This window comes from Pseudomonadota bacterium, assembly GCA_018817425.1.
GTDB lineage: Bacteria > Desulfobacterota > Desulfobacteria > Desulfobacterales > RPRI01 > RPRI01.
The window spans coordinates 36,681-57,295 of sequence record JAHITX010000033.1; the positions used below are offsets into that span (position 1 = coordinate 36,681).

Annotated in this window: 23 protein-coding genes; 5 read left to right on the forward strand and 18 right to left on the reverse strand. The window is 40.4% G+C overall.

Annotated elements, in window-relative coordinates; genetic code table 11:
* Positions 1–6 precede the first annotated feature (6 nt).
* The 5 genes from KKC46_06775 to KKC46_06795 all read right to left on the reverse strand — a co-directional run bounded on the left by KKC46_06775 (position 7) and on the right by KKC46_06795 (position 3,463).
* Entirely contained in the window at positions 7–546 is a 540-nt protein-coding gene (locus KKC46_06775; GenBank protein ID MBU1053517.1) for a 2-oxoacid:acceptor oxidoreductase family protein, read from the reverse strand.
* Complete coding sequence (locus tag KKC46_06780) at positions 536–1,300, reverse strand: 2-oxoglutarate oxidoreductase (protein ID MBU1053518.1); 765 nt, start codon at positions 1,298–1,300, stop codon at positions 536–538. Before KKC46_06780 ends, KKC46_06775 begins: the two co-directional genes overlap by 11 nt.
* Before the next feature lie 18 nt (positions 1,301–1,318).
* Complete coding sequence (gene vorB / locus KKC46_06785; protein ID MBU1053519.1) at positions 1,319–2,386, reverse strand: 3-methyl-2-oxobutanoate dehydrogenase subunit VorB; 1,068 nt, start codon at positions 2,384–2,386, stop codon at positions 1,319–1,321.
* A 51-nt stretch (positions 2,387–2,437) separates the two neighbouring features.
* Entirely contained in the window at positions 2,438–2,656 is a 219-nt protein-coding gene (locus KKC46_06790) for a 4Fe-4S binding protein (protein MBU1053520.1), read from the reverse strand.
* Between the two features lie 120 nt (positions 2,657–2,776).
* Positions 2,777–3,463 (reverse strand): cobalamin biosynthesis protein CbiA, encoded by a 687-nt coding sequence (locus tag KKC46_06795; GenBank protein ID MBU1053521.1) that lies wholly within the window; start codon positions 3,461–3,463, stop codon positions 2,777–2,779.
* Positions 3,464–3,801: 338 nt separating this feature from the next.
* Here KKC46_06795 and KKC46_06800 point away from each other — a divergent pair, with 338 nt between their 5' ends.
* Positions 3,802–4,269: a superoxide dismutase, Ni gene (locus KKC46_06800; protein MBU1053522.1), complete on the forward strand. Its 468-nt coding sequence runs from the start codon at positions 3,802–3,804 to the stop codon at positions 4,267–4,269.
* Positions 4,270–4,425: 156 nt separating this feature from the next.
* Here the strand turns inward: KKC46_06800 and KKC46_06805 are convergent, their stop codons facing one another.
* Positions 4,426–4,956 carry a MaoC family dehydratase N-terminal domain-containing protein gene (locus tag KKC46_06805; protein MBU1053523.1) on the reverse strand — a complete coding sequence of 177 codons (531 nt, stop codon included), beginning with the start codon at positions 4,954–4,956 and terminating at the stop codon, positions 4,426–4,428.
* 308 nt (positions 4,957–5,264) lie between these two features.
* Here KKC46_06805 and KKC46_06810 point away from each other — a divergent pair, with 308 nt between their 5' ends.
* From KKC46_06810 to KKC46_06820, 3 genes are all read left to right on the forward strand, one after another.
* Positions 5,265–5,861 (forward strand): lipid-binding SYLF domain-containing protein, encoded by a 597-nt coding sequence (locus tag KKC46_06810; GenBank protein MBU1053524.1) that lies wholly within the window; start codon positions 5,265–5,267, stop codon positions 5,859–5,861.
* 265 nt (positions 5,862–6,126) lie between these two features.
* Positions 6,127–7,092 (forward strand): acetyl-CoA synthase subunit gamma, encoded by a 966-nt coding sequence (locus tag KKC46_06815; protein ID MBU1053525.1) that lies wholly within the window; start codon positions 6,127–6,129, stop codon positions 7,090–7,092.
* Positions 7,093–7,108: 16 nt separating this feature from the next.
* On the forward strand, positions 7,109–7,396 hold the full coding sequence (locus KKC46_06820) for a 4Fe-4S binding protein (GenBank protein MBU1053526.1): 288 nt from the start codon (positions 7,109–7,111) through the stop codon (positions 7,394–7,396).
* Positions 7,397–7,600: 204 nt separating this feature from the next.
* Here the strand turns inward: KKC46_06820 and KKC46_06825 are convergent, their stop codons facing one another.
* Positions 7,601–8,413 carry a putative molybdenum carrier protein gene (locus KKC46_06825; GenBank protein ID MBU1053527.1) on the reverse strand — a complete coding sequence of 271 codons (813 nt, stop codon included), beginning with the start codon at positions 8,411–8,413 and terminating at the stop codon, positions 7,601–7,603.
* A 494-nt stretch (positions 8,414–8,907) separates the two neighbouring features.
* Here KKC46_06825 and KKC46_06830 point away from each other — a divergent pair, with 494 nt between their 5' ends.
* Positions 8,908–9,648, forward strand: a complete 741-nt coding sequence (locus KKC46_06830) for a hypothetical protein (GenBank protein MBU1053528.1) — start codon at positions 8,908–8,910, stop codon at positions 9,646–9,648.
* A gap of 32 nt (positions 9,649–9,680) precedes the next feature.
* On the opposite strand, the gene KKC46_06835 is transcribed toward KKC46_06830, so the two are convergent.
* From KKC46_06835 to KKC46_06885, 11 genes are all read right to left on the reverse strand, one after another.
* On the reverse strand, positions 9,681–10,034 hold the full coding sequence (locus KKC46_06835; protein MBU1053529.1) for a hypothetical protein: 354 nt from the start codon (positions 10,032–10,034) through the stop codon (positions 9,681–9,683).
* A gap of 88 nt (positions 10,035–10,122) precedes the next feature.
* Positions 10,123–10,938, reverse strand: a complete 816-nt coding sequence (locus KKC46_06840; protein ID MBU1053530.1) for a CbbQ/NirQ/NorQ/GpvN family protein — start codon at positions 10,936–10,938, stop codon at positions 10,123–10,125.
* Positions 10,939–11,189: 251 nt separating this feature from the next.
* Entirely contained in the window at positions 11,190–12,743 is a 1,554-nt protein-coding gene (locus KKC46_06845; GenBank protein MBU1053531.1) for a PAS domain S-box protein, read from the reverse strand.
* Between the two features lie 159 nt (positions 12,744–12,902).
* Positions 12,903–13,397: a hypothetical protein gene (locus KKC46_06850; GenBank protein MBU1053532.1), complete on the reverse strand. Its 495-nt coding sequence runs from the start codon at positions 13,395–13,397 to the stop codon at positions 12,903–12,905.
* Between the two features lie 603 nt (positions 13,398–14,000).
* The gene (locus KKC46_06855; GenBank protein MBU1053533.1) at positions 14,001–14,201 is read right to left on the reverse strand and encodes a transposase; all 201 of its coding nucleotides are present in this window, start codon (positions 14,199–14,201) and stop codon (positions 14,001–14,003) included.
* Positions 14,202–14,683: 482 nt separating this feature from the next.
* Positions 14,684–14,884, reverse strand: coding sequence for a transposase (locus KKC46_06860; GenBank protein ID MBU1053534.1), 201 nt, complete (start codon positions 14,882–14,884; stop codon positions 14,684–14,686).
* 109 nt (positions 14,885–14,993) lie between these two features.
* A complete protein-coding gene (locus KKC46_06865) occupies positions 14,994–15,545 on the reverse strand; it encodes a hypothetical protein (protein MBU1053535.1) in 552 nt (183 codons plus the stop codon).
* Between the two features lie 45 nt (positions 15,546–15,590).
* Positions 15,591–16,802, reverse strand: coding sequence for an ABC transporter permease (locus KKC46_06870; protein ID MBU1053536.1), 1,212 nt, complete (start codon positions 16,800–16,802; stop codon positions 15,591–15,593).
* Entirely contained in the window at positions 16,802–17,524 is a 723-nt protein-coding gene (locus KKC46_06875; protein ID MBU1053537.1) for an ABC transporter ATP-binding protein, read from the reverse strand. The genes KKC46_06870 and KKC46_06875 overlap by 1 nt, the downstream gene beginning before the upstream one ends.
* A 2-nt stretch (positions 17,525–17,526) precedes the next feature.
* A complete protein-coding gene (locus KKC46_06880) occupies positions 17,527–18,852 on the reverse strand; it encodes an efflux RND transporter periplasmic adaptor subunit (GenBank protein MBU1053538.1) in 1,326 nt (441 codons plus the stop codon).
* Entirely contained in the window at positions 18,849–20,372 is a 1,524-nt protein-coding gene (locus KKC46_06885; GenBank protein ID MBU1053539.1) for an efflux transporter outer membrane subunit, read from the reverse strand. The genes KKC46_06880 and KKC46_06885 overlap by 4 nt, the downstream gene beginning before the upstream one ends.
* Positions 20,373–20,615: the final 243 nt, after the last annotated feature.

Here is a 20,615-nt window from a genome sequence, read left to right on the forward strand (position 1 = left end):
GGGAAATTACTGGTTCAAAGCCGCCAACCTGCCGCTTTCAAGGGCCTGCATATTAAGGGGTATCAGTTTTTCTTTACTTGCAAATTCAGCTTTGACACATTTTTTTAATATCTCAAAATCCACCATCTTGCTGCGGGCGACAAACGCTCCTAAAGCAACAATATTTGAAGCTTTCATACTTCCAATATCTTTTGCAATCTCTGATACTGAAACCTTGATTTCATCTATATCTTTACGACCCGAATCAATTTGTATAAGCGAACTGTTTATCATAATCACTCCGCCCGGTTTAACAGCGGGTGCAAATTTTTCAAGCGAAGGCCGGTTCATTGCCACTAAATGCAAAGGATTCGACACAATAGGAGAAGCAATCGGCCTATCACTTATCACAACCATGCAATATGCAGTACCACCTCTCATTTCAGGACCATATGATGGAATCCAGACAACCTCATGGCCCTCTTCCAAAGCAGCTTCTGCCAGAATTTTTGCGCTAAAAAGAATCCCCTGCCCCCCGAAACCGGCAAACATTACTTCACGTTGCATTATCTCCTCCTTTTGCCTGCAGCGGGGTTTTATATTCTCCTATAGGATAATAGGGAAGAAGTTCTTCCTCAGCCCATTTTACTGCATCAACAGGTGTAAGTCCCCAGTTTGTAGGACATGTGCTGATAAGTTCAACAAAGCTAAAACACCTGCGCTCAAGCTGGTACATAAAAGCCGTTTTAATAGCTTTTTTGGCTTTTACAATATACTTTGGCTTTATAACCGATTCTCTTGCAATATATGCAGGAGTCTGAAGGGCCGAAAGCAATTCGGCAACTTTAATCGGCATCCCAACATCTTCAATATTGCGGCCAAAAGGTGAAGTAGTTGTACGCTGACCAGGCATGGTTGTGGGAGCCATCTGCCCACCGGTCATCCCGTAAACTGCATTGTTTATGAATATAGTAGTAAACTTCTCCCCCCTGTTTGCAGCATGAATGATTTCACCCATACCAATACTCGCAAGATCGCCATCACCCTGATAAGTAAAAACCACAAGATCAGGACGTACCCTTTTTATCCCGGTCGCCATTGCCGGAGCACGCCCATGTGCTGCTTCCTGAAAATCAAACGTAAAATAATTATAAGCCATTACCGCACAACCAACAGGCGCAATACCTACCGTTTTTCCAGCTATGCCAAGCTCGTCAATTACTTCCGCTACAAGCCTGTGAGCAACACCATGAGTGCAGCCCGGACAATAATGAGTAACCTGATCTGCAAGGCAATCCGGTTTTTTAAATGTTTTTCCCATTAGTTATTTACTACTCCTTTAAAGATACGACTTTACCGCATCCATTATTTCTTCAGGCGTAGGCACATCACCGCCACAACTCCCATACCATTTAACAGGGCACTTCCCTTGAACACATCTTTCAACATCTTCAACCATCTGCCCCATACTCATCTCAATGCTTAACGCCATTTTACAGCTGTTTTTAGATGCCGCTTCCAAAACGGCTTTTTCAGGAAAAGGAAACAATGTTTTGGGTCTTATCAAACCGATCTCGATTCCTTCTTCCTTCATATTATCAACAGCCGTTTTACAGACCCTGCTCATTGTTCCATAACTTACTATAAGCAACCTGTAATCATTATCTGTATTGTATGATTCCCACATGACGTCTTCGCGTTTCATGCGGTTATACTTTTCTTTAAGGGTCAGATTATTATTATTGAGCACAACCGGATCAAGAAAAAGGGACTTTACAATATTTTTCTTTGTACTCTTTCTTGTATCCATCCCGTTTGTGGCCCAGGAATCTTTATTGGTAGGTTCTGATTTTAAGTGTTCGGGAAATTCCACTGGTTCCATCATCTGCCCGATAAGACCATCACCTACAATCATAACAGGATTTCGGTATTTCTCCGCAAGAGGAAAAGCCATCATAACCATCTCGACCGCTTCCTGAACACTTGCTGGCGCCATAACAAGTAATCTATAATCCCCATGACCGCCGCCTTTTGTTGCCTGAAAGTAATCGGCTTGAGATGGAAGAATTCCACCCAATCCTGGGCCTCCTCTCATGATATTTACAAATACCGCAGGGCACTGGGCGCCTGCAATATAGCTTATCGCTTCGCTCATAAGGCTAATTCCAGGACTTGATGAAGTTGTAAATACCCTTTCGCCGCAAGCAGATGCGCCAAAAACCATATATCCTACTGCGACTTCACTCTCACCTTGTAAAAATACGCCACCAACTTCAGGCATGCGATATGAAAGGTACTCCGAAACTTCAGACTGAGGAGTAATGGGATAGGCAAAGTAGTTCAAGCAACCTGCTCTGATTGCCGCTTCACCTATTGCTTCATTTCCCTTCATCAAAATCTTTCCCATGTTCTTTCTCCCGTTTGTTTCAAACTATATTATTATCATCAGAAGTTTCCGTTATTCATCCTTTACTTCCGTTATGCTAATGGCTGCATCCGGACACATAATACAACATGTTGAACAGAAAACGCAGTTCTCATGGCGTGCCTGGTAAGCTGAAAAATAACCTTTTTCATTCACATCTGTTGATATTTCAAGAATTTTTTTAGGACACACATCCACACACAAACCGCATCCCTTGCATATGTTTAAATCTATATAATGTTTGTAAGCCATTTAAACTCCCTAACTAACTAAAAGCCATCTTTTTTAGAAAATAATTTAAAAGCAGACTGAATCCCCAAATTTACAGCGAATTAGTTTTGTCCAGATTTTAACCCGGTTTTAACCGGGTTTTTATTCTGGTTTTATCCAGGGCGGAACAAGCTGCCTTTTTAATGTCAAAACAGGGCACAAAAATTGTTTCATATCCACTTTGCCGGAAAGCGAAGAAGGAATTGTTATAAATTCCAGCGGCAGGCCGGTATTATCTGCAACTATGGAAACAAATTCATAACCCTCATATATTGTATCAGTGCCGGTCTCATTAATAAGATTTGCATTGCCTATGATACCGCTAATGCGCATCCCGGAAACATTTTCTATCCCTTCTTTTGCTTTAATACAACCTTTTAAGGTATCGGTAAAAGGCCTGTAAGGATTTATAACCTGCAAAAGGCGATATTTCCTGCCTTTAAAAGCATCTCCAAGAGCAGCAAGCACCCTGCCCCCTGGCTTATCTCCACCAACATCCAATATCGTAAGCTGTCGCGGATTTCTTATTAGTCCTGAAACAGCCGGATCTAATATGGCAAGATCGGCATGAAGATATTTTTCCGGTGGCAAAACAACTTCTATACCAAGCTTAATAAGCTGCTTTCTTGCCTCACGCGTTCTAAAATAAGGATTTATAAGATCAAGATCCGCAATGCTTACATCCACCCCGGCAAGTTTTCTCTCAACTGCATAATTTACTGAAATTTCGGTTTTACCGCTACCGTAATTTCCAACTATTACAACAATTCCCTCAAGCAAAATATCCATATTCACCAAATGCCGTAAAAAAACCAAGGGTGACCAAAATAATAATCTATTTTAAATCAAACTATTATATGTTTAGTTTTCCAAATATTTAAAACGTAAACTTATTAAATATTTTTTAATTATATTTATGTCAAGCAATTTTCAAAATACCGGCAGGGTAACCACATTTGGATTTAATTTGTTCTTTTACAAGCCTTTAAACTCATAAGCTTATAAACTGTCTTTTTCTTAGAACTTAATTGATTTTATATAAATACCGGTGTAAAAATATTATTATGTGTTTTATGAATGTTATGGTCAATTCCCCTATTTCAAATCAAACAACGGAGGATTCGATGATGAAAACCTTTAAAAAAGTAATGTTGTTAATCACCTTTATTACAGTCAGTTATAGTATGATTGTACCCCAAACAGGGTATGCTCACTGTCAGATTCCATGTGGAATTTACAATGATTATGCCAGGGTTCAATCGATGCTTGAAGATACCGATACCATAGAGAAATCAGCCAAATTAATTGCTGAATTGGCAGGAAAACCTGATGCGCAATCTCAAAACCAATTGGTTCGCTGGGTAATGAACAAGGAAAAACACGCCCAAAACATCATCTCTACAATCAGTGATTACTTTTTAACCCAAAGGATTAAGCCGGATCAAAAAGATTATTCCGAACGTTTAATAAAACATCATACGGTAATCATTGCTGCAATGAAAGCTAAACAAAATGCTGATGTCAAATATGCAAAAGCCTTAAGGGAAAGCATCCAAGCTCTCTTATCTTACTATCCTGAACACACGCATAATTAACGTATAAGCATAACATGCCGGATGGATTATAAAATATAGAGCTTTTATCATAGAGCCAGTATAAAAACGTTTCAGTTTGGTCAAGCTCAAGGCGGGAGAAAATTTCAACAACAGGAATACATTATGTATTTCGAGGATAGCACTAAAGGTTAGCGCTTATGCTTCACTACGTGTCACTTCCTGCGAAATTTGAGCCCAACGCTTAAGATCGGCCGAAATGGGGCGTTTTGAAACTGGCTCATTTCTATTACTCTTTGCTATAAGCATAATGTCAATATACGTAAGCACAATTTCATTCCTTTGATTTTTAATGATTATCCTGTTTTTTATAATTCCACGATCCTTTTGATTTTCCGATTCCCGTTTATAAATACATTTATGTGTTAATGAAAGCACATCTCCGGGACACACGGCACGTTTAAACTTTACTTCATCCATACCAAGCATGGCAATTGCCTTAACTTTGTATTCCCAACGGTTTATGATTAAAATTGAAATCGCAAAGATATGAGATCCGGCTGCAATAAGACCTTTAAAATCCGAATTTTTTGCTTTTTCTTCATCAATGTGAATCGGCTGCGGGTCCCATTTTATTGCGTAATCAATAATTTCCTGTTTATCCACAACATGACTTCCAACAGCCTCTTCAACACCTATAGTGAAATCTTCATAATATTTTACCATCATAAATATTATCTCTACCCATCTAAATATTTTAAAATGTAAAAGTCTTTACTTCTGACTTATCCGAAACTGATTATTTCTGCTTTATCCTCATTATAAATAAAGAACTACCAGCCGCCTTGATATTTTCAATCGAATCCCTTATATTTGATTATAAAAATAATTCTTACTATTCATTCTATTTCTCAGCAATAGAAAGTTTAACCTATGGACACAACATCTATTTGGCTGAAACAGTAAAATCAGAGGTCTGCTTGTTAATTTTTGAGCAAACAGGCCGGTTTTGGCTCAGCATAGAAAAGGAGAGCAAAATGAAGGAAAAAGGGAGAAATATTAAATTTTGTGTTTTAATTATCGTGGCTATTTTTGCATTGAATTTTAATGGTTTTGCGCATGCCGAAAACTATTCAGGCACGATCAAATTATTCAAAAAATCCAAAGCAGTTCAACCGTTTTTCAAAAGTGCATATGGCTATGCCGTTTTTCCGGTAATCGGAAAAGGTGGTTTTTTTGTGGGCGGGGCTTACGGCAATGGGAAGGTATATAAAGGCGGTAAAGTAACCGGAGCAGCATCCCTGGTAAAAATGTCGGTAGGCTGGCAGGCCGGTGGCCAGGCTTTTAGTGAAATAATATTTTTCCAGGATAAACGGGCTTACGATGAATTTACCAGCGGTGAGTTTGCCTTAAATGCCCAGGCATCAGCCGTTGCCGTAACCGCAGGAGCTCAAATGCAAACAGGTTCCCAGGGTGCATCTATCGGCGCAAGTGCAGGTCCGCGTAACGGAGTACAGGCAAAAACCAAATATATAAAGGGTATGGCTGTATTCGTTCACGCCAAAGGTGGATTAATGTATGAAGCAACCATTGGCGGACAAAAGTTTAATTTTACACCAGTTTGGGGTAAATAATAGCAAGTGTTCATTCAAAACTGTGTTATGGGAATAAGATATAAAAGAAATATTGGATTTAAGTATGCCTCTTGAAAAAAATAACAGATTTTCTCTGCAAAATCATGATAATACACAGTTTAAGCTGACACCGGTAATTGAATCAACCAAAGGGGCTTCAGTCGATAAACCTACCTGCTGAGGGCCGCCAACCTCTGCCGGTGGCGGAGAAATAAACGAGAAAGTTCCCGGTTTTATCAAATGGCTATCTACAGGAGCTGGATATGTGCCTCAAGTTTCCACAAAGCTTACCTTTGCCGATCATCTCGGCACCTGGAAAGCCCGCTGGGGTGTTGGTCGTATGAATTATATGGTACCACCCGGCCTTTATGCAATCGGAACACCGACAGAAGATGATCCGGTAATAGTAACCGCTAACTATAAAATGACCTATGACATCGTCCGCAGTGTTCTGACAGGATATAATGTCTGGCTTCTCGTCCTTGAAACCTATGGCATCAATGTTTGGTGTGCTGCCGGAAAAGGATCTTTCAGCACACAAGAACTGGTGCAGCGTATAGCTTTATCCAATCTGGCCAGAATTGTATCTCACCGCCGTCTTATTCTACCGATTTTGGGTGCGCCGGGAGTAGCGGCTCACGAAGTAAAAAGGCAAACCGGCTTTAACATCAGATATGCGGCAATACGGGCCGGAGATATTGTGCAATATCTGGAAAACAACATGAAAACTACCGCTCAAATGCAGAAACAAACATTCACGTTCCGGGAGCGAGCAGTACTCATCCCTGTTGAATTGTTACTGGAAATGAAAGTAACTGTCATTGCAGTGACGACACTGTTTATTATAGCAACAGTGTTGAATGGGATTCACTGTGGTCTCATGGCAGTTTACGCATATCTTGGCGCTGTGTTTTCCGGTATCGCGGTTGCGCCTCTGCTTCTTCCATGGCTTCCCGGAAAGAGCTTTGCCTTCAAGGGATTTCTAACAGGATTAGCATGGATTGCTGCCTTTTATTTTCTTGCCGACGGACAAGACTGGAATGTATTAATCATTGCTGCTGCTTTTCTGGCTATCCCTGCTGTAAGCGCCTTTTACACGCTGAATTTTACCGGATGCACTCCCTTTACTTCACGTTCGGGTGTAAAAAAGGAGATACGGTTCGCAGTACCTGCTATGGCAATTGCAGTTATACTGAGTGTATTCTTTGTATTTTCGGGAAAATTTCTGTGAAAAATCCGGAGGATCTGTGAAAGGTTTTAGCTATCTGAGTAATGTGTCAACACTTAAGCTTGATACAAACAAATGTATTGGTTGCGGCAGATGTTTGGAAGTCTGTCCACACCAGGTGTTTTCATTAGAAGAAGGAAAAGCTATGATCACCTGTTTCGATGCCTGCATAGAGTGTGGTGCCTGCGCCAGGAATTGTCCTTCGACTGCTCTTTTTGTTGATGCCGGTGTCGGTTGCGCAAATGGAATAATTAAAGAATGGATTAATGAACAAAATATTTTTTGTGTACGTAATAAGTGCTGCTGATACATATGAGCAGCACAAACTACTACTACAAAACTTTTTTAAAATTGAAATGATATTTTTTTTACAATCGGGTCAGTGATGGGATTATCAGCAGGTTTTGCTCCAGGGCCGCTTTTAACACTTGTAATTACTGAAACCCTTCAACACGATATAAATCCGGTATCAAGGTTTCACTCGCTCCGGTTATCACAGATATTCCAATAATCATTTGATTACTCTAAGCTTATGGGTTTTTTGCAATATTTTCCATAATTCAAAAATAATAACTGATGAAGCTTTGTAAGTATCAATATTTTTTTCACCGGAAATAATTCGGCATGATTCCAATAGTTCTGTATTTGCTCCCCATAATCTATAGTTATTTCGTAAAAATAAACCCAGTGTAGAGTTTAAGCTGCCCAATTCCTCATCAGTCATATTCGCAAGTGTTATCTTATCTTTTAAAGGCATTATTGAAATCAAAGTATCAAGTACTTCTTCAACTGTTTTCGGTAAACCAATCCAATCTGTTCCATCACTTTTCCCGGGTTTTTTCTGAGCATTATCAAACATGTTTGTATTCATGATGTTTAAATAGATGGCTGCTTCCAAAATGTCCGAAACAATCATATAAATTGCAGGATCTTTGTTTGCACTTGGCCCTGTTACATTCAAGACCTCAATATCATTGTTTTGCACCCAAATATTAATATCATTTGCTGCTTTAAATGAATTAATTTTATTAAGGTCCATATGCAAACAAGACTTTTTTTGGTCTTTTGCGTATTTTTGTGTTAATTGAAAATCGTCGGTAAGCTTGCCATGAGAGATTATCAAAATTCCGTCCGAGTCAATTACGTTTTGTTCCGTGTATATTTTAAAACCGGGACTTTCCGTTTCTTTTAATTTATATTTTTCTGAAATAGGCCCGTCTTCATTAGAAATCCACCCACCATGCGCTAAATCAAGCTTTATGGCAACATCCAGTGCAGCCCTTTCAACACCTGTTTGTCCTCCTGATATGATTTTATTAAGCATTTCTTCCTTAACTATTCAATGTAGTAGTAGTTATATATCTTTTCATCAGAGCATCTCTCACCGATTTTTAAGAATAAATAAATTAAACATTTTTCAAAGGTCTCGCAACAGCGCGCACATTTCCTGGTAGGTTCAGTGCTGATATTCTTATAAATATATTATGATTTTATAAAAAAATGTCAATTTGAATTATGCATATCCTCAGGATAACCGCATTTATTAGATTTTGTCCTTGCACCGGTAATATTACCTGTATTATTAATTAAAAATTCAGTTTGAATCTTCCCGCTGCATTCAAACGGGAAATGCGCTCTTTACCGGTTTGAAAATGAAAGAGCCACTTTCAAAACGTTTCAGTTTGGTCAAGCTCAGGGCGGGCGAAAATTTCAACCACAGGAATACATTTAGTATTTCGAGGATTGAAATTTGAGCCCAACGCTTAAGATCGGCCAAAATGGGGCGTTTTGAAACTGGCTCGAAAGGATATAATAAGCATGGCCCTTCAAATTATTGGCGCAGGATTTGGGCGTACCGGCACATTATCCATTTATTCAGCGCTTAATCAGCTTGGTTTTCCTTGTTATCATATGTACGAAGTACTGGAGAAAAAGGAAAATAAATCACATGTGGATTTTTGGTTTAAGGTAGCAAATGCTGAACCCGGAACACAGCAGGATTGGGAACAAATATTTTCAAAATATACAGCCGCGATAGATAACCCGGCGTGTTGTGTGTGGCGTGAACTGATGGCTGCCTACCCTGATGCCAAAGTATTGCTTACTGTTCACCCAGGTGGTGCCCAGGCATGGTATGAAAGCTCCATGAACACCATCTATCCGATGGTATATATGTGGCAGTTCAAAGTACTTGAATTTGCCACTCCTCACGCGCGCAAGCTTGGCAGTATGATTAGAAAGCTTGTCTGGCAACGCTCACATAAGGGAATCATGAATAATCGTGATAAGGCCATTGCCCACTATCACCAGCATATTGACCATGTAAAAGCAAGTGTTCCGGAAGACCGGCTTCTTCTGTTTTCAGTTGATCAAGGCTGGAAGCCACTTTGTGACTTTCTCGGTGTTGCTGTGCCTGAGTCTGAATTTCCCAGACTCAATGATCGTGAAGCATTCAAAAAGAAATTTAAGGAGCTGACTTTGGCTGCCCTCATAGTCATTGGTCTTGGTTTGATAACTTCAACAGGCCTGGTTTATGCGGCAATAAGATTTTTCTTATAGGAGGAGTATGCTTTTTAAGTAAGAGGGTAATTTTATTTAATGATGGTAAATTTTGATTTTTGTATAGCCCTCTTCTTTTTACTTTTTTTATCAAAAAGTGTCAAAAGAGCTGCCCGGCAAATTACTTCAGGACGCTTTTCATTTTCCCATAATCCGGCTTCGGCATATCCCATGCCGGCTATTTTTGAAATAACCAGCTGCGCCTTTGAAAGATCCTGTGAATATTGTGTTAACTTGCCAAACACGGATTCGCCGGTTTCAGTAATAAATATCTCAGTATCGCCCATGATCGGATCAGGCACTACTTTATTTTTCATTATCTTTTCAGCTACAAAAATATTTAAAGTCCGCCCGGCTTTTAGTTCCTGAATATCATCTCTATTCATATAATGTATAATTATTTCTCTTATTGTAAATTAAAAAGGTAGACTCACTTTCGTATTATCTTTTATCAGGATTTTTAACTGAGATTTATTAAAAAACATCACTTATCAAATCGCTTAAAGTGTCAATAAGCTTTTCATCATCTGTAAGCGGAAGACATATTGCAGACATACAGGCTTCTTTAACCGGAATATCAGAGCTTATAAGCTTTGCCGCATAAATTAAAAGTCGGGTGCTGGCTCCTTCTGTTAACCCGTGCTCACGCATAGTCCTGATTTTACCGGCAAGAAAGACAAGCTTTAATGCCATATCATCTGATACTCCACCTTCATGAGATACAATCTTTGCTTCTTTGTCAGCTTCCGGATAATCGAACGCCATCGCTATAAACCTTTGCCGTGTGCTTTGTTTCATATCTTTTAATACAGACTGATAGCCCGGATTATATGAAACAACCAGCATGAAATCAGGATGCGCAACAATTACTTCTCCTGTTTTATCGATTCCAAGAGTTCTGCGATAATCAGTAAGAGGATGAATAACAACAGTTGAATCTTTTCTGGCTTCAACAATTTCATCCAGATAACAAATTGCTCCCATACGAACTGCTTTTGTTAAGGGGCCGTCCATCCAGACTGTTTCATCATTTTTCAGCAAAAAACGGCCCACAAGGTCTGTTGCAAAAAGGTCTTCATGGCAGGCAACAGTTATAAGAGGCCGTTTTAAACGATACGCCATATATTCGACAAACCTTGTTTTACCGCATCCCGTAGGACCTTTCAGCATAACAGGGAGCTTTGTAGCATAGGCCCGCTCAAATAAATCAATTTCATTCTTGCAAGGAATATAATAAGGTTCTTTTTCTATTAGATTAGAATCTCCTTCCCATCCGTTATTATCTTTCATCAAGTACTTTCTCCTGAAAAGGGATATTTTTATTTTCTAACTGTCAAGGGTTTGACAATATATAAATAAATTGCAGGCGTCAAAAAACAGACATTTAAGTATGGAACATATGACTCCTTTGCCATGCCTTGATATTTTTTATATCTATTATTTAATTGCAGAATTTACAACATACAAATCGGATGTTTTATAGAAATATGACAGGAAGGCTTTTGCTTTTGATGACACTCAAATCAGTGTATGATTTTATTCTATTTATCGAGGATACTTCTTACTTTTTGTATAAAGTCTTCATAATATATAGGCTTTTCAATATATTCAACTTCATGCTCTAAAAGCCCCTTATCGGCTAATATATCAGAAGAATATCCGCTCATAAACAGTATTTTTATATCTGGTTGTATCTGTTTTATACAATCGCAAACTTCTTTACCATTTTTTCGGGGCATTATCGAATCCATAACTATAAGTGAAATATCTTTGTTCTCACGGTACTTGCTGATGGCATCCGTTCCGTCTTTTGCCCCAATGGCTTTATAGCCAAATCTGTTAAGAATATCGATGATAAAATATCTTACATCATCATCATCTTCAGCGACTAAAATTACCTCTTTTCCGGATCTTATCTGTCTAATATCCGATGGCAACATTGCATGTGTCATACTTTTGACTATAGGAAAATATACACTAAAGGTTGCACCCTGATCAGGTTTACTGAAGACAGTAATATATCCTTTATGCTGTTTAAGTATCCCATAAACAGTGGACAGACCAAGCCCGGTTCCTTTGCCTACTTCTTTAGTGGTAAAAAAGGGATTATATATCTTTTCAATAGTGTCTTTATTTATACCAGTTCCGGTATCAGATACCTCAATAACTGCATATCTTCCCGGTTTGCCAAATCCGTGCGTTTTTACAAATTCTTCGTCCAGTTCACCAGTTCTGGTTGATAACTTCAAATCCCCTCCTGACGGCATTGCGTCTTTTGCATTGACTATAAGATTAAAGAGTATTTGATCAATTTGAGTGGGATCTGCCATAATAATAACGTCTTCAGGTGAAAGATCAGTTGTTAACCTGATATCTTCGGTTATGAGGCGTTCTAAAAGATTTTTAGTTTCATTTATTATAGTATTAATGTTTAATGGTTTTAAGGCAATAGGTTGCTGTCTGCTGAACGTTAAAAGCTTTTGAGTCAAGCTTGCCGCCTTTTGAGAAGCAAGTAGTATTTGATCCACATAATGTCTTGATGGATCAGATTTATCTATATTCAATTGAAGAAGATTGCCATAACCTGCCAGTATTGTAATAATATTGTTGAAGTCATGTGCAATTCCGCCTGCAAGATTTCCTATAGCTTCCATTTTTTGAGCCTGAAGAAGCTGGGATTCAAGATCATTTTCTTTCGAAATATCAATGATTGAACCTGAAACCATGGGTTTTTCATTGTTGATGGAAAAGTTTACTGCAATTTGCACCCTTATAATCTGACCGTCTTTTCTTATAATATCAAGTGTTTGTTCACAATTATATTTTTCTTCATTCAGATATTTTTCAAGTGTTTTCAAAACGATTTTGTGCTCTCTTGGATGCACCAGATCTGTCGGACCCATCCGGTCTATAATCTCATCATAAGTATAACCCGATAGCTCACAAAAACTTTTATTTACAAAAGTAAACAGCCCATCCTGGATAACATAAAATGCTGCCTGAGAATTTTCCACAAGAAAACGATAGATAGCTTCCGGTGCATCAAAAGAGATTTTTGTATTATCAGTTGCAAGGTGGTTCGCTAGTAGGCTCATAAAATCCTGTTCGTTTATAGTTGCATAAAGCTTTTATATGCATTATTCAGGCCAACTTATATGATTATTATTGTTTTAATCGATAAGCAGAAAAGGTTTTAAGATAAGAACCCCATTTTATATTTAATGAGGTTCTTTGCCTTCAAATAATTCAGATTTCTATGTTGTTACATCAAGAAGCGAACTACTTACCCCGCTGTTAACATTTTCAACCAGCTTTGACAGATACGCACTTAACGAACCTGTGTCACTTGCTGATGCCGATCCATCATTTGTTGAAAGATTTTTAATAAAATCCATCAATATTGACATCTGATCGCTGCTCTGATCCGATCCATATGCTGACATGGCATTTTGCATTTGCGCAGGCGGGGGTGGAGGTGGATTATCTTTCATAAAAGTTCCAAGCTCATCACTGCTCAATGTTCCGTCACTGTCAACATCGTATGTGGAAAAAACATCATCGACATTGAAAGAATTTCCAGTGCTCTCCGAAAGCTTCTTGGCAAAGTCCGAAAATTCGGTCTTATCGATCCCGGAATCACTATTGCTGTCTATCTTGCTAAACAGGTCATCATTACGCTGCTGCATGGCTTGTGCATTAAACTGAGACACATAGCTGTAATTGTCTATGCCGCTTATACTACTTGACATATTTTACCTCCTTTTTTTAGATTAATACTTTAAAAATATTCCTGTTCCAATTGCCTAATCCTTTATTTCAACAATTAAAATTATTACTCACCCCCTTTTAAATAATAGATTATTGGACCCATAAAAGGGGATATAGCAATAATAAGGCCATGTTAAAACATATCGGTTTCTATAAGTTACTTTTAACAACCAATTTCGGCAGCGGAATAAAAAAATATAACTTCTTCTTTAGAGCCACTTTCAAAACGTTTCAGTTTGGTCAAGCTCAAGGCGGGCGAAAATTTCAACCACAGGAATACATTTAGTATTTCGAGGATAGCGCTAAAGCTTCACTTCGTGCGAAATTTGAGCCCAACGCTTAAGATCGGCCAAAATGGGATGTTTTGAACCTGGCTCTTTAGTATATGACATTTCAAATGGAATACATTTACGGATATGCAAAAACAACCGGCAGAGAGCCGATATGCCCCGGTTCGGAATAAAATAAGTTGAGTTTACTTCAAACGGCTTAATATGAAAAACCCTTTTACGCTTTTGCAAAAAGACGGTTTTTTGTTTTTAAAAATTACCAGGATTGTAAAAATTCAAATTACGGACTTGCAACTATTTATCCGGCCTTCTTGCCCGTCTCTTATCATCAAATATATTCACAGCTTTTTTTAAGAATAATGATTTCCAGTTTTTGATCTGATTGGGATGCAGTGCGTATTGTGTAGCCAAGTCGTTTAGGCTCTTCTTATTATTAATTAATTCTAAAACCACTTTAGCCTTAAAGTCACCGGTATATGTTTTGCGATTATTCATTAAATAAACTTTCCTGTAGAAATATATATATTTCATAACGTAACTTAAACATAAGATAATTATTTTAAAAAAGAGAGTTACAGACTTGTTTACGAAGTACGCTATAAGGAAAAATGTTCCATGTAGTGAATGTTTTTCTCTTCATAGCGATCTATATAAACAAGTAAATGAATTGGAAGTTTATTACATTAAAAATATGGAAGAAATAAGGAAATATCAGGCTAATTTTAATTCTAATGCTTATTGCTTGCATCGTGCTTCGGAAGAATCCTGATAAATCAGCCTGGAACGGGACAGGTATTCCATAATGATTTGTCAGGAATTGCCTTTATATTTATAATACTTCAAATTTGTAGCCGATTCCATATACTGAATAGACAGAAACAAGTGGTATCTGATACTAATTTTCATAATTTATCTTAAAAACCGTTATCAACAGTAACTTAAAAAAAAATATTCTTATAAAATTGAGAACTCTGCTATTATCCATCCGCTCTTCTTATTCGTCTTTTATCGTCAAATACATTCACTGCTTCTTTCAGAAATAAAGATTTCCAATTTTTTATTTGATTTGGATGCAGTTCATATCGCACTGCCAATTCTTTAAGATTTTTTTTGTTATTAATTAATTCCAGTACAACTTTAGCCTTAAAGTCTCCGGTATATGTTTTGCGCTTATTCATCAGAAAAGACCTTCCTCTATAAACATTTCTATCTCATAGCGTACTTCAGTATAATTTGAGTTACAATATTCAGGTTTAAAATCATGACCACTTATATTTTATTGTTGGGTTACATTCCCGGAGGCATACCCCCACCCATACCGCCTCTACCACCCATGCCTCCGCCCATACCTCCTCTGCCGCCTGGTCTTTTTTCATCCATTTTAGGTCTCTCGTCATTCGTCGATATAGGCAGCAGTTTAACCATCATTTCCCGAAATTTCATCATCTGTTCTTCCGGCAGAAACGCGGCGAGTTGCTCCCCGGTTGAATCACCAAGGCGTTGCAATTCACATTTCATACAGCAGTTTTCTCTGTTTTTCCATTTATACTTTTCAATAATTGCCTTCTGCTTTTTGCAGTACTCTTCCATTATAGGACGAACCTTTTCTTGCTGCTCATCACTCAGGCCGAGTCTATCCGTCATAGAAGAAATAAGTTCTTCCGGTGTATACTGCGGCATGATCATTTCCCCATCAGGAGGAGGCCCTCCTCTCTCCCCCATCCTGTCATGTGAACACGCCGACAGAAAGATGAGCAGAAAAATAAGTATCATTTTCGGCAGTTGATTTAAAATACTATTTTTACAAATACAGGTTGCAGATTTGATTCTTTCATTCATTGTGATTTCCTTTCTTATAATTATGTTTTTGTACCCCAGGCATCATCATTCGTATCGCAAGGCCTCGATTGGATCCATTTGAGCGGCCTTGCGGGCCGGGAAATATCCAAAAACAATCCCTACGGCAGCCGAAAACAAAAAGGCCAGAAACACAATGCCGGGATTGAATATAAATGGAACACCCAGAACCCTGGCACCGATTTGAGCAGTGATCAGGCCAAATATGATTCCTGTAATTCCGCCAAAACAGGAAAGTACAACAGCCTCAACCAGAAACTGCATGAGCACCTCCTGTTCCAAAGCACCAATGGCTAACCGGGTGCCGATTTCACGTGTACGTTCGGTAACCGATACCAGCATGATATTCATGATGCCGATGCCACCAACCAAAAGACTTACTGCAGCAACAGCCCCCAACAATGCTGTAAGCACTTGCGTAGTGCCTGTCAGCATAGTGACAATTTCCTGCATATCCATGACATGAAAATCATCATCCTTGCCTGTCGCTATACGCCGACGTTCCCGCATCAGCCTCTCGATGTCTTCTTTAACTTTGGTAGTAGAAACACCGTTTTTTGCTGAGATTAAAATTTGCTGGATATCTTTATTCCCGGCCATCCGTCGCTGAAGTGTTCGTAACGGAATAATTACCAGATCGTCTTCGTCCGAACCAAAGCTTGACTGACCTTTGGTTTCAAGCACTCCAATAACCCGGCAGGTCAATTTTCCCATGCGAATGGCTTCACCCAGAGAATTTTGACCGCCGAAGAGTTTTTCACGAACTGTATCTCCAAGGATGCACACAGCACGACCGCTGCGCAACTCGCCGTCGGTAAATTCGCGCCCCTTTTTAAGCCGCCAGTTCCTGACCTGAAGATATGCATTGGTACTGCCGTTAATCGTGGTTGACCAGTTTAAATTACTGTAAATTGCCTGCGCCCCCTGTGATCCAACGGGAGCCACCGCAGCCAGTCCTGAAATCTCACGGCTGATGACTTCGGCATCGTCAACTTCCAGATTCTTTGCTGTTGATCGTGTGCCGCCGGGCCCACGCTGGCCCTGACCCGGTCTTACCTGCAACAGATTGCTGCCAAGGCTCGAAATATTGGCGGTTACCTGCGCGGTTGCCCCGTTTCCTAAGGTCACCATGGTGATAACAGCCGCAACACCGATAACAATACCAAGGATAGTAAGCGATGAGCGCAGAACATTTCGACGGATTTCTCTCAATGCCAGAAAAAATGTTTCCCAAAACATTAAGCTTCTTCTCCCTGCTGATGACCATTGTCGATATATCCGTCAATAAAATGAACCTGACGTCCGGCATATCTTGCCATATCCGTTTCATGGGTTACCATGATAATGGTAATACCTCTTTCACGGTTAAAGCGTGTCAGAAGCTCCATAACTTCTCTGCTGCGAGCCGAATCCAGATTCCCTGTCGGCTCATCTGCAAGTAATATCTGCGGCTTTGTAACAATTGCGCGGGCAATGGCAACACGCTGTTGTTGCCCTCCGGACAGCTCAGCCGGAGTATGCAATTCCCATCCCTTAAGCCCCACGGCATCAAGCGCTTCCAATGCTTGCATCCGCCGAACGGAAACCGGGATACCACGATAGATCAGCGGCAATTCCACATTTTCCCTGGCCGATGTGCGATTTAAAAGATTAAAACCCTGAAATACAAATCCCAGATAACTGCGACGCAGTACAGCACGCTGATCACGGGTCAGCTTTTCAACCTTAATGCCTTTAAAACAATAAGTACCGGCACTCGGAAGATCCAGACAGCCCAATATATTCATACAGGTGGATTTACCTGACCCGCTTGGCCCCATCACAGCTACAAACTCTCCTGAATCAATTCGCAGAGAAATACCCCTTAAGGCATACATTGCGGCACTGCCTGTTCCATATACCTTGGATACTGCCTGCAATTCGATCATGGACTCACTGCTTTTCGGGTTGGAATTTTCCATAATCATTTACTTATATTTATTGTATCAACAACAAGCACCGTTCCCGGTTCAAGATCACCTGATACCACCTGCGTCATGGTTCCATCGGTTGCGCCGATTGTGACGGAAACGGAAACAAGACGGCTGTCATTTATCATCCAGACTTTTTGCTCTTTCCTGTTGGATTTTTGACTTGCGATCTGATTCGATGATGATTTCGGGTGTGGCGGTCTTGGAAGCAGCTTGCTGACAATCCCTCCCGAGCCGGATAATTCATCTTCACTGTTTTCAGATTCCGTTACCGGCGGAGTAAAACGCAAAGCCGCATTCGGCAACAGAATCGCATTTTCGATCTTCTTGACAGTTATATCCGCAGTAGCCGTCATACCGGGCCGTAGTAATATTTCGGAGTTATCCACCTTCAGTACAGTCTCATAGGTTACTACGCCATCTGTGGTCGTAGCACCATAACGAACCTGACTGATAAGGGCCGGAAAAGTTTGGTCCGGGTAAGCATCCACAGTAAACGTGGCACCCTGACCTTTTTTCACCTGGCTCACATCGGCTTCATCAACATCCACATGTAATTCCATTTGAGTCAAGTCCTCGGCCAGAGTGAAAAGCACCGGGGCCTGAAGTGATGCTGCAACGGTCTGACCCGGATCCACACTACGAGTGAGAACTATACCGTTGATCGGAGAGCGGATAACCGCTTTTGATAAGTCTGTTTGATTGGCTTCAAGCGTTGCCCTTGCCTGGGAAACCGCTGCCCTGGCACTTGCTTCATCTGCCTTGGCACGCTCGAATGCTGCCTCTCCGGCATCAAGATCAGACTGTGAAGGCACCTTTTTATTGCTCAATTGCCATGCTCTTTGAAGTTGCGAGAGTTTGCTGCCGGTTTCAGTGACAGTCGCTTTTGCCTGCATTACCTTTGCATTTGCAGATTCAAGGGCTGCTTTGTATTGCAAAACCGCAGCTTCAAGCTTGGCAGTATCAAGCCGTGCCAGTGCCTGGCCTACTTTGACCCGATCATTATAATCGACCGCAACGGTCTTGATAATCCCGGATAACTCGCTGCCCACATCAACCTGGTTGGTCGGTTCAAGAGTCCCGGTGGCATTGACGGTAATGGTAATATCTCCGCGTTGTACTGTTTGCGTTTTATAGGATACATTTTGAGATCCATTATTTTTACTCCATTTGAACGTAACAAAAGCTATTAACAGTACTGCAAGTATCAGGATAATCCTGCGTTTCAATCGTCCGGCACTCTTCTTAGGAGAGTCCATCCCCAAAAGTTTGGAAATATCATCATTATGTTGGGCATCTGTGTTTTCTTTTTTTTTCATTCCGGTTCTTTCTTATCTTCTTTGGTAATGCCAAGAGCGTTTGATGTCCACCCACCTCCGAGGGCTTTATATAAACGTATTAAATCGGAGGCAACGGCATTCTCGCTTTGTGCCAACTGATCCTCAAAAGAAAGCAGGGAACGCTGAGTTTCCAATACATCGCTAAACCCCATCAATCCGGCATTGAACTTGACCTGTGATAGATGGGCAGCCTCTCGTGCAGCTTGAGCAGCTTCTTTTAATGACTCTCTTGACACTTGCTCCTGGTCAAACGCAACAAGGGCATTTTCCACTTCTTCCAGAGCTGTGAGAATCACAGATTCGTACTGAAATAATTTTTGCTCCTGAAGCGCCGACTGAATATCTATGTTCCGGCGGATAGCACCGGCATCAAAAATTGTCCAGGTAACTTCAGGACCGATGCTGTAAGTTCTACTGCCTTTTGAAAATAGGTTTCCGGTAGATAAGGCATCAAGGCCGATCGAGCCGGCCAAGCTGAGTTTTGGATAAAGCTCTGCCGTGGCTACGCCGATTTTAGCTGTCTGCGCAGCTAAGTTGCGCTCTGCCTGATACACGTCCGGTCTGTGGCGTAAAGCATCTGCCGGTATGCTTACAGCCACTTCAAGCGGCACAACCGGAATCGGCTTTGTAACTTCAAGTTGCTTAAGTACTGCTCCGGGTTGTTCACCCAGTAAGACGGCCAAACGATTATTTGCCTCCCTGAAACCTGTTCGCAGGGTGGGCATCTGAGAACGGGTGTTAGCCAGATTGTACCAAGCCTGTTGCAGCTCCAGGTCATCGCTTAGGCCTGCCTGAAATCGTAATTGAACCAATTTGTAAGTTTCTTCCTGGGTTTTGATGTTGGAATCCGTTAGCACCATTCGGGTCTGGTAGCTGCGGGCATCTACATAGTTAAGAGCAACTTCAGCCAGTAAAGAAATGATAACATTGCGCAAATCCGCATCGGTGGATTGCAGCTCAGCTTCGGCAACCTCAATTGAACGCCTGACACCGCCAAAGACATCCAACTCCCAGCCGGCATCGAAACCCAGAGCATAAAGTTCGCCCTCGGTGCCCGAGCCGCTGTTTCCGCTGCTGCGGGTTTTGGTTGCTTTGCCAGAAGAATTAATGACAGGAAAGAGGGCTGACCGGCTTATACCCCTGTTGGCACGCGCTTCGCGCACCCTTGCCCGTGCTTCCTTTAGATCAAGATTGCCCTTGACTGCGCATAAAATCAGATCCGAAAGGACAGGATCATTAAAAGTATTCCACCACTCAGCCAGTGTCCGGGTGTCTGCCTTTTTAGCAGTAAGGCCGTTTTTAAGATCCGTATGCCACTTGCCGGATACTTCCAACTCTTGCCGAACATAATCAGGGCCCACGGATGCACACCCAAAAAGATCTGTCAGCATAAACAGCACCAATAGCAACTCAAAAAACCCGGAAAACAAATAATCTCTTGTCCTGCTGATTTTTATCCTGTTAAAAGTTTTGTTTTTATTTTTGGTAGTTTTGATCATTAAGTAAAGGTAAACCGTAATAAATATTATTGCCGTTGTTTGTTCATGTTCAGCTAATTACCACCACCGTCTTCTTCCATGAAAGGTTCCATGTGATGGGGGCCTTTTCCATTTCCAGACAAATGCTATCCTTTTTAAACTCATTTTACATCTCCTTGTTTTGGTTTATGATTTAGGGTTTTCCGGTATTTATCCTTTTGATTTAAAATAAACATAAAATGTAAAGGAATTATTTTAATTTGA

Excerpts from the sequence above, each read along its gene's own strand:
- KKC46_06775 (MBU1053517.1), bottom strand. The coding sequence starts at position 546 with ATGCAACGTGAAGTAATGTTTGCCGGTTTCGGGGGGCAGGGGATTCTT.
- KKC46_06780 (MBU1053518.1), bottom strand. The coding sequence starts at position 1,300 with ATGGGAAAAACATTTAAAAAACCGGATTGCCTTGCAGATCAGGTTACT.
- vorB (MBU1053519.1), bottom strand. The coding sequence starts at position 2,386 with ATGGGAAAGATTTTGATGAAGGGAAATGAAGCAATAGGTGAAGCGGCA.
- KKC46_06790 (MBU1053520.1), bottom strand. The coding sequence starts at position 2,656 with ATGGCTTACAAACATTATATAGATTTAAACATATGCAAGGGATGCGGT.
- KKC46_06795 (MBU1053521.1), bottom strand. The coding sequence starts at position 3,463 with ATGGATATTTTGCTTGAGGGAATTGTTGTAATAGTTGGAAATTACGGT.
- KKC46_06800 (MBU1053522.1), top strand. The coding sequence starts at position 3,802 with ATGAAAACCTTTAAAAAAGTAATGTTGTTAATCACCTTTATTACAGTC.
- KKC46_06805 (MBU1053523.1), bottom strand. The coding sequence starts at position 4,956 with ATGATGGTAAAATATTATGAAGATTTCACTATAGGTGTTGAAGAGGCT.
- KKC46_06810 (MBU1053524.1), top strand. The coding sequence starts at position 5,265 with ATGAAGGAAAAAGGGAGAAATATTAAATTTTGTGTTTTAATTATCGTG.
- KKC46_06825 (MBU1053527.1), bottom strand. The coding sequence starts at position 8,413 with ATGCTTAATAAAATCATATCAGGAGGACAAACAGGTGTTGAAAGGGCT.
- KKC46_06830 (MBU1053528.1), top strand. The coding sequence starts at position 8,908 with ATGGCCCTTCAAATTATTGGCGCAGGATTTGGGCGTACCGGCACATTA.
- KKC46_06835 (MBU1053529.1), bottom strand. The coding sequence starts at position 10,034 with ATGAATAGAGATGATATTCAGGAACTAAAAGCCGGGCGGACTTTAAAT.
- KKC46_06840 (MBU1053530.1), bottom strand. The coding sequence starts at position 10,938 with ATGAAAGATAATAACGGATGGGAAGGAGATTCTAATCTAATAGAAAAA.
- KKC46_06845 (MBU1053531.1), bottom strand. The coding sequence starts at position 12,743 with ATGAGCCTACTAGCGAACCACCTTGCAACTGATAATACAAAAATCTCT.
- KKC46_06850 (MBU1053532.1), bottom strand. The coding sequence starts at position 13,397 with ATGTCAAGTAGTATAAGCGGCATAGACAATTACAGCTATGTGTCTCAG.
- KKC46_06855 (MBU1053533.1), bottom strand. The coding sequence starts at position 14,201 with ATGAATAATCGCAAAACATATACCGGTGACTTTAAGGCTAAAGTGGTT.
- KKC46_06860 (MBU1053534.1), bottom strand. The coding sequence starts at position 14,884 with ATGAATAAGCGCAAAACATATACCGGAGACTTTAAGGCTAAAGTTGTA.
- KKC46_06865 (MBU1053535.1), bottom strand. The coding sequence starts at position 15,545 with ATGAATGAAAGAATCAAATCTGCAACCTGTATTTGTAAAAATAGTATT.
- KKC46_06870 (MBU1053536.1), bottom strand. The coding sequence starts at position 16,802 with ATGTTTTGGGAAACATTTTTTCTGGCATTGAGAGAAATCCGTCGAAAT.
- KKC46_06875 (MBU1053537.1), bottom strand. The coding sequence starts at position 17,524 with ATGGAAAATTCCAACCCGAAAAGCAGTGAGTCCATGATCGAATTGCAG.
- KKC46_06880 (MBU1053538.1), bottom strand. The coding sequence starts at position 18,852 with ATGAAAAAAAAAGAAAACACAGATGCCCAACATAATGATGATATTTCC.
- KKC46_06885 (MBU1053539.1), bottom strand. The coding sequence starts at position 20,372 with ATGATCAAAACTACCAAAAATAAAAACAAAACTTTTAACAGGATAAAA.